The following is a 1,088-nucleotide window of genomic DNA, read 5'->3' as shown; positions in this document are numbered from 1 at the left end:
CGCGCTGAGCGCCGCCGGCCACCACCCGGCCTGCGCCGGGCGCCGCCGCCCGGGCGCGCACTCCTAGAGCATTCCCCGCCCCGAGCGCGGCGCGCCCCAGCCCGCCGACGCGGGGACGATGGGGCACACTAGGGGCGTGGACGTTTCACATCTCGCGAATATCCCCTCGCCCCCGCAGGGGGTGTGGTACCTCGGCCCGGTCCCGATCCGCGCCTACGCGCTGTGCATCATCGTCGGGATCGTCGTCGCCGCGTGGCTCACCGCGAAGCGCTACGCGGCGCGCGGCGGCGACCCCGAGGTCATCTGGGACACCGTCATCGTCGCGGTGCCCTGCGGCATCATCGGCGGGCGCGCCTATCACGTGATCACGCACTACGAGGACTACTTCGGCCCCGGGCACGAGTGGTGGGAGCCCTTCGACATCACCTCCGGCGGCCTGGCGATCATGGGCGCGGTCGCGCTCGGGGGCCTGGGCGTGTTCGCCATGTTCAAGATCCGCGGCATCAGGCTCGGCCCCCTGGCCGATTCGCTCGCGCCGGGCCTCGTGCTCGCCCAGGCGATCGGCCGTCTGGGCAACTGGTTCAACCAGGAGCTCTACGGCCGCCCCACGGACGTGCCCTGGGCGCTGGACATCTACTACCGCGTCGACGAGGCCGGGAACTTCGCGCCGATGACCGGCCGCTCCACCGGGGAGGTCATCGCCTCGGTGCACCCGACGTTCCTCTACGAGATGATCTGGAACATCGGCGTCGCGGCCGCGCTCGTGCTCATCGACCGCAGGCTGCGCGTCGGGCACGGGCGGCTGTTCGCGCTCTACGTCGCGCTCTACGGCTCGGGCCGGTTCGTCATCGAGCACATGCGCACCGACGAGGCGTACACGCTCGGGCCCCTCCGGCTCAACGGGCTCGTCGCCTTGCTGCTCGTCGTCGGCGCGGTCGTCGTGTTCTTCCTGCTGCGCTCCGGGCGGGAGACCCCGCCGCAGGTCGCCGCGTCGAAGAAGAACCCCACCGGGGAGCTCTCCGAGCAGGCGCTCGCCGCGGTGCTCGCCGCGGGCCGCGACCCGAAGACCGGCGAGCCGGCGGCGCCCG

General features: G+C 73.0%; 1 protein-coding gene. It reads left to right on the top strand.

From position 1 onward, the window contains the following. Positions 1-136: 136 nt before the first annotated feature. The coding region (lgt, locus tag HMPREF9719_RS01045) for a prolipoprotein diacylglyceryl transferase (protein ID WP_082245168.1) at positions 137-1,088 on the top strand (952 nt) is incomplete at its 3' end.

This window comes from Corynebacterium otitidis ATCC 51513, assembly GCF_000296405.1.
Classification (GTDB): Bacteria; Actinomycetota; Actinomycetes; order Mycobacteriales; family Mycobacteriaceae; genus Corynebacterium; species Corynebacterium otitidis.
This window is presented reverse-complemented; position numbering and strand designations above follow the sequence as displayed.